The sequence below is a fragment of the Paenibacillus germinis genome (genome assembly GCF_013141785.1).
Classification (GTDB): Bacteria; Bacillota; Bacilli; order Paenibacillales; family NBRC-103111; genus Paenibacillus_E; species Paenibacillus_E phytorum.
Genome location: NZ_WHOC01000054.1, coordinates 1 through 5,948 on the forward strand (window position 1 = coordinate 1; position 5,948 = coordinate 5,948).

Sequence of the window (5,948 nt, forward strand, 5' to 3'; positions counted from 1 at the left end):
ATTGCTCCATAAAACTTCAATTCGCCACATCGTCTGAAGTCGATCCCAACAAATCCAATGTATTGGTTACTTAGAGCTATGCTGCCCTTTAGCTTAATGAAGGCTGCTAATTATTCGCGGCAGCTATCTTGGTGTTGGTTTTCAGCTCTCGTATTCGTTAGCGTAATAACACAGGCTGAAATACACATCATTTCCAACCCGCACGTTGTAGTATCTCTCTCACAAAGTCCCCCTTAGCATTCGTGTATGCTAAACGGTCATTCTGGAATCGTTGTGCGAGTTCCAATTTTAAGTCACCATATTGCCTGGCATCCTCTGGATGATTTCTCAAATACTCTCGAAAGAGGAGATGACGCTTATATTCGGCGTTTTCCATGGTGCAGACGTATAGGTGATGCCAAGTTACATCGACGGGAGGAATAAAAGCCTCTCGTCCCGTAGTTCCTAAATCGCCTTCATGAACGTAGCCAATGGTGGCTAGCCTTTGAATAGCCGTAAGGACATCCAACTGCGTAGACACCACCACGTCGATATCAACAATCGGCTTCGCTGCTAACCCTGGAACGGATGTACTGCCAACGTGTTCTATTGTGACTACAAAATCGCTTAAAACAGGAAGTACAAAGCCTCGTAACTGTTCAAACAAATGAACCCAACTAGGGTCATAATCACTTACTATAAGACTGGAACCCATTCAGACTCCTCCTGACTGTAACAATATGGTTACATATTAATTCGTAGTAGATTTGCGTAATCCTGCCCGATAGTTGAGCAGGCTGCCGATGATGCCGGCAGCCTGCTCGTCATGGTACTATCGTTTTCTGTTAGCGTAATCTTTGTCAGATTAGGGAAAGTTCAGGTCATTACTTAATCTGATCAGCTTATCATTGTATAGTTTTAACTTGGTTTCAAAACTGCTTCTATTTTGTTCAAAATCCCGTGTCCATTTATACATCATCTTTAACATCAAAAAATCTGGTTTATAATGACACTTTTCAATTCCGAGTTTTTGCTTAAGGAATCGAGTTAGAATTCTTATTCTACGCTTCCACAATGGAGTATCAAGAAATATGATTGTATCTGCTATTTGATATAAACATTGATAGGATTCTCTATCAGTTCCTTCAAATATCCATGTTCCGTTTTTATCAATTTCCATTAAAACATCAATTTGCTCTTCTGCTGTACGCTTATACCGCCCCGTTGACGTTTGATGATGAACAATGGAATCGAGTTCATACCAAGGTACATTAATTTTCTTTGATAAGCGTTTTGCCAATGTCGTCTTACCACTAGCTACAATTCCAGTAATGAGGATTTTTTTCATTCCTATTTTGGCTCCCTAATATCGGTGATACATATTTCTTCGTCATATATGCAGAGATTCCTTTTAATGTAAGTTAAGCCATAGATAACTGCCCGTCCCTCGGAACAAGGCCGCCAATAGATGTCCCGCGGCGGCTTCTTGGTCTTTATATATTCAGGTTCTCGGTACACTTCGGAGTTTCCTTTAGCGGCGAGATCGCTTCGAATTTGTTTAACCTCGTTTTGCGACCGGCTTCGTTTCGGCTAGCCCCGTTTCATTACGGCCTGGTACAATCCCTTCAGACACAGGCTCGCGGCAGACGCCCTGCCCTCCCCGGAATTCAGACAATGTTCTTATCACTAGTCGGGAATCGGATGATTTTCTTGACATCAACTTTTGACAAGAACTTGATCCGTTAAAAGAAATAGCCCGCGATTTACGCGGACTTGATTCAAACTATATTCTAATTAACCGACAATTACAGGTTCGCGCGGATAAGCAGCATGCCCCTTGCAAATACTGTACGAGAGGTGATGATATCATGGAAGCGTACAGAGCGAAGATGATCGCCGATTCTCTGGATGTAAAATTCGTGTCGTACTTCGGCGTGCCTGTGTTCATTGAACATGTAAACGTGGGAGCCGGGACGGCGAGAATTCATACGCTCGACAGGCCAGACGAGGAGCAGACGGTGCCGGTCGACGTGCTGACGGAAGAATTCAACGACGAGTTTGATTTGCCGTTTATTTGAGACGCCGCCGAAACTGCCGCAAAGCTTCGCGAAACAACTTCGTTGCTTCCTCACCGCTTTTATCCGTCGCCATTAAAAACCTTCCAATTCCAGATTGGAGGGTTATTTGGCATGAATAAAATCAGTTTACCAATCACGAAGTCCCACCGAGTTAAGGCAGCTTGCTGCCGGCCGCGATGCGGTTAGTCGGTGCGGATTGTCCCGGCAATTACTTCCTCGTTCCTTGTTTCCGGGACCGAGGGTCGCCCAGACCCGGAGCGTGAATGCGGTGTTTATATGATGCACCCGACTTCTTCGAGATACTTTCACACTGCTTTTCTGTTTCTATTTTTACTCTAGTAATGTATATTTCAGTTAAGTCTTCTTTTAAACGTCACTTATTTATTACCGAGTTGTTCCGCCAAACCGATTAGAAGTCCTTCATTTCCACGAATGTAGCAGAGCCGATACGACTCCTCGTACTGAACCACTTCGCCAACGAGCTGAGCACCATACTTAGTGAGTCTGGATACCATTTCGTCAATGTCTTCAACTGTGAACATGACGCGTAGATAACCGAGGGCATTTACAGGAGCAGTTCGGTGATCTGATATAGTAGGTGGGGTGAGAAATCGCGAAAGTTCAAGTCGGCTGTGGCCATCTGGGGTAACCATCATAGCAATCTCTACACACTGTGAACCCAGCCCGGTTACGCGACCAGCCCATTCACCTTCGACAGTAGCTCGCCCTTCGAGCTTCAAGCCAATCTCCTCGAAGAAAGAGATTGCGTCATCAAGGGATTCTACAACGATGCCAACATTGTCCATTCTTAGTAATTTGTTTTTTGCCATAGTTTTATCTCCTTATGTGTACAAATTTATTACCTGATCATCTTCATATTTATTCTATCAAGAATTCTAATTCCTTCCAAACGATTAACATCTTGTCACAGTTCATGATAACAAAGATAAGTCACAGTATAGTAAAATGTGAAATTTGGTTTTCGGATATGTCATATTAACTTTTATTCTACGAAATTCAATTCGTAATTACCGTAATAAGATCGTTTTATTCTAAACTCCTAATATTTTTATACTTTAACAATTCGGAGTTACGATATTATCTCCTGCTTATTATTTTTGATCATTAAACTAAACTGCCCGATAGCGAAGTGAAGGACTGCCACGCGGCAGCCCCTCTGGTATTTAACTATCGTTCTGCGTTAGTTGAATGATCAATGATACTGACCTGTTATGTTTTCATCCATATCTTTGATTAATTTGGAGAGTAGTACTATTTGTCCTGCGTGATATCCGTAGTGTGTCGCAACCTGAATAAGTAGACGGCTAATTACTCTTACTTCATAGGTTTCATCTTCTGAGGCGTTAACTCGAAGCATCCTATTCCAATCCTCTAAACCATAACGGATTATGACTTCCCTTTTTAAATCCTCTTCGGTCAAAGCTGATATTATACTAGTCGATTCGGACCGTGTCCTCAAAAGAAGACTCTCCAATTCATCCCTCGACAAGCCACCTACAGAATTAAATTCTCTTCGAGAGCGTTCCCTAATGAACGGTTTGTTACCGATTGCACTTACGATATTTTGATATTCGTTTCCTGCCAAATGTAAGCAAAGATTGCCGATGCTGTTCGTGGATGCCTTCATCTTTTTCCAAATCAAATCATCATCAAGATGGTCTAAGCTCTTCATGATGCGATTGAGCTGCTTATCCATGTCTTCAAGAACGTTCTTTGTTAGTTCCAGCATATCTATACCCCTCAACATATTTTTTTGCTTTTTTACTTTTCTTACTAATTCGCTTGACCTGGGATATTTCCCTTTAACTTTCATGCCAAATAGCTTAATGCCGATCGATCCCGCGGCTACCTCATGATGTTTGATTGGAACTATCGTTCTGCGTTAGCGCAATTTAGAGTCTCAATCTCACCATGAATAATAAATATAATATAACAGGTAAACCTATAGCAGATAGTATTGTGATTACGGTACGTACTTTTTTCTCATCTCGTAATATAAACGCTAAAAACTTATACCCTAAAATACCAATCAATCCACCCAAACAATTTAAAATTATGTCATCAATGTCTGATGTTCCGATGCCTAAAAGCCCCTGAGTGATTTCAACAGATAAACTCACAAAGAATATAAACAACAGATGGGTTATTACTCTTTTGTCCTTTTTGAATAATGACAAATAAGTACCAAGAGGAATAAGAATAACTATATTACCAACCACATTACTAAAAGCGAATTTTTTTATTGTCGCAGAACCGCCAAGTATATATTCCTTAATACTATAAAAAGGAATAAGATTGATTGACCTATTTAAAGTCCTTTGACTATCAAACATCTCCAAAAGTGAAATTCTTGATAAGAACAATAATTTAATTAAAAAAACTATGTAACAAATGAAAACACCATATAAAATGATTGTTTTAATTCGTTCTCGTTTATTCATAATACCTCCATTTTTCATTTCATCCCTGCTTATTCTCTGACGTTCAGTTTATAAATTAAGTTCACGGCTATACGCTCTTCTTCACTACAAACTCAAACAATAATTCGAGAAAGGTGATTAATTTCCTTCCTTATTTCCATGAGGATTACCATGTTCTCCTGCCCGTTACTTCAACGAGGCTGCCGATTAATGCCGGCAGCCTCGTCTTGGTTTCTTATTGAACAAACGTTCTGCGTTAGCGTAACGGCAGAACTTGCTATTATGTTCTTAATTTCTTGAGGTAACTGGCGAGCATCCTCTAGTTTAGATGACACCAAATTTCTTACTTCTACGCCTGATTAGCATAACCCTACTGGTTTGACCTTAACAAAATGAAGGGCTACCTCGGCAGCCCTTTTGTATTGAACTATCGTTCTGCGTTAGCATAGAAATTTCAAAAAGGGATACCTTTACCCACTTTTTCAACTAATCTATAATTTCACGCTCGTATAAATTTGCACTCCACCCACGACCGTCGTATCTCCCCTGGAAAACCAATCCTTGACTAAGGTAGTATTGATTTAACGCTGGGTTATCCGCCATGCAGTCTAATCTTAACCATTTCTTTCCTTCGCTCTTTATATAGTCTTCCGCCCAAGTAAGGAAATGGCTTCCGATCCCCTGTCCCTTATACTTCCGCAAAACAACTAACCTGTGAATGTAACCAGCATTATCATGAAATAATTCTCCCCATATTTCCTCGTACTTCCACTGGACAGAGAAACAACCCACAAGCTCACCATCCAGGTATGCGACAAATACATCTTTCTCACGAATAAATTGCTCCAAATAATTCATCGTAAACGTATCTTCGTTCCACTGAATGATACCTTGCGAAGAGCGAATCCATTTAGCTGCTTCTACATATAATTTCTGCACCTCGTCTAAGTCTTCAATTAGAGCTTTTCTAATATCAATCCATTGGCTATTAAGTTTACCTTTACTGGGCTTTCGATCTGATAAATCAACCAATGCATTTCCCCCTTAAAATAGAAAAGTATTCAGTCATTTGACCAAATACTTTGCCCAGGCGAACGGCTTTTATGAAATATGTGCTCCCCCGTAGTGATCTACGTTTTCGCCAGTCACACATACCAAATATTTACTATATTATAATCTGGTAAATATAAGGAAATCAAGGATTTAATTGCGCTATACTGCCCGTCCCTCGGTTATAAGGGTTTTTCTCACATTAACTCACTCATTCGCAGGATTTCATCGCCTTGAATGGGTCTGAAGCCTTTATTTCCAAAACGGTGTGCCTGAAAACAAAAAACTTTCCTCATTTGCATAGGCACAAATCTCCCTCGCAAAAATAACCATAATATGCCAATATTCTGGTTATTTTTGCGGATTTCTTCTTGCAGCTGTTTCTCAAGTAATCTACCCG

8 protein-coding genes and 1 riboswitch are annotated in these 5,948 nt (G+C 40.5%); of the genes, 1 reads left to right on the forward strand and 7 read right to left on the reverse strand.

Features of this window, described 5'->3' with window-relative positions:
* Positions 1-187: 187 nt before the first annotated feature.
* Together GC102_RS10690 and GC102_RS10695 are read right to left on the reverse strand one after the other, a co-directional pair.
* On the reverse strand, positions 188-694 hold the full coding sequence (locus GC102_RS10690) for a GrpB family protein (protein WP_171689511.1): 507 nt from the start codon (positions 692-694) through the stop codon (positions 188-190).
* Between the two features lie 150 nt (positions 695-844).
* Complete coding sequence (locus GC102_RS10695) at positions 845-1,327, reverse strand: AAA family ATPase (protein WP_171689512.1); 483 nt, start codon at positions 1,325-1,327, stop codon at positions 845-847.
* A 520-nt stretch (positions 1,328-1,847) separates the two neighbouring features.
* Here GC102_RS10695 and GC102_RS10700 point away from each other — a divergent pair.
* Positions 1,848-2,057 (forward strand): H-type small acid-soluble spore protein, encoded by a 210-nt coding sequence (locus GC102_RS10700; protein WP_171689513.1) that lies wholly within the window; start codon positions 1,848-1,850, stop codon positions 2,055-2,057.
* Positions 2,058-2,434: 377 nt separating this feature from the next.
* Here the strand turns inward: GC102_RS10700 and GC102_RS10705 are convergent, their stop codons facing one another.
* From GC102_RS10705 to GC102_RS39070, 5 genes are all read right to left on the reverse strand, one after another.
* The gene (locus GC102_RS10705) at positions 2,435-2,887 is read right to left on the reverse strand and encodes a VOC family protein (protein WP_171689514.1); all 453 of its coding nucleotides are present in this window, start codon (positions 2,885-2,887) and stop codon (positions 2,435-2,437) included.
* A 383-nt stretch (positions 2,888-3,270) separates the two neighbouring features.
* Positions 3,271-3,807: a DinB family protein gene (locus GC102_RS10710; protein WP_171689515.1), complete on the reverse strand. Its 537-nt coding sequence runs from the start codon at positions 3,805-3,807 to the stop codon at positions 3,271-3,273.
* A gap of 163 nt (positions 3,808-3,970) precedes the next feature.
* On the reverse strand, positions 3,971-4,519 hold the full coding sequence (locus tag GC102_RS10715; protein WP_171689516.1) for a VanZ family protein: 549 nt from the start codon (positions 4,517-4,519) through the stop codon (positions 3,971-3,973).
* Between the two features lie 465 nt (positions 4,520-4,984).
* Positions 4,985-5,530 (reverse strand): GNAT family N-acetyltransferase, encoded by a 546-nt coding sequence (locus GC102_RS10720; protein ID WP_171689517.1) that lies wholly within the window; start codon positions 5,528-5,530, stop codon positions 4,985-4,987.
* 45 nt (positions 5,531-5,575) lie between these two features.
* Positions 5,576-5,657: riboswitch (ZMP/ZTP riboswitch) on the reverse strand.
* Positions 5,658-5,745: 88 nt separating this feature from the next.
* Positions 5,746-5,948, reverse strand: a 203-nt coding sequence (locus tag GC102_RS39070) for a hypothetical protein (protein ID WP_216628021.1), incomplete at its 5' end; no start/stop codon positions are given.

Coding starts and splice junctions, on each gene's coding strand:
- GC102_RS10690 (WP_171689511.1), bottom strand. CDS start 694: ATGGGTTCCAGTCTTATAGTAAGTGATTATGACCCTAGTTGGGTTCAT.
- GC102_RS10695 (WP_171689512.1), bottom strand. CDS start 1,327: ATGAAAAAAATCCTCATTACTGGAATTGTAGCTAGTGGTAAGACGACA.
- GC102_RS10700 (WP_171689513.1), top strand. CDS start 1,848: ATGGAAGCGTACAGAGCGAAGATGATCGCCGATTCTCTGGATGTAAAA.
- GC102_RS10705 (WP_171689514.1), bottom strand. CDS start 2,887: ATGGCAAAAAACAAATTACTAAGAATGGACAATGTTGGCATCGTTGTA.
- GC102_RS10710 (WP_171689515.1), bottom strand. CDS start 3,807: ATGCTGGAACTAACAAAGAACGTTCTTGAAGACATGGATAAGCAGCTC.
- GC102_RS10715 (WP_171689516.1), bottom strand. CDS start 4,519: ATGAATAAACGAGAACGAATTAAAACAATCATTTTATATGGTGTTTTC.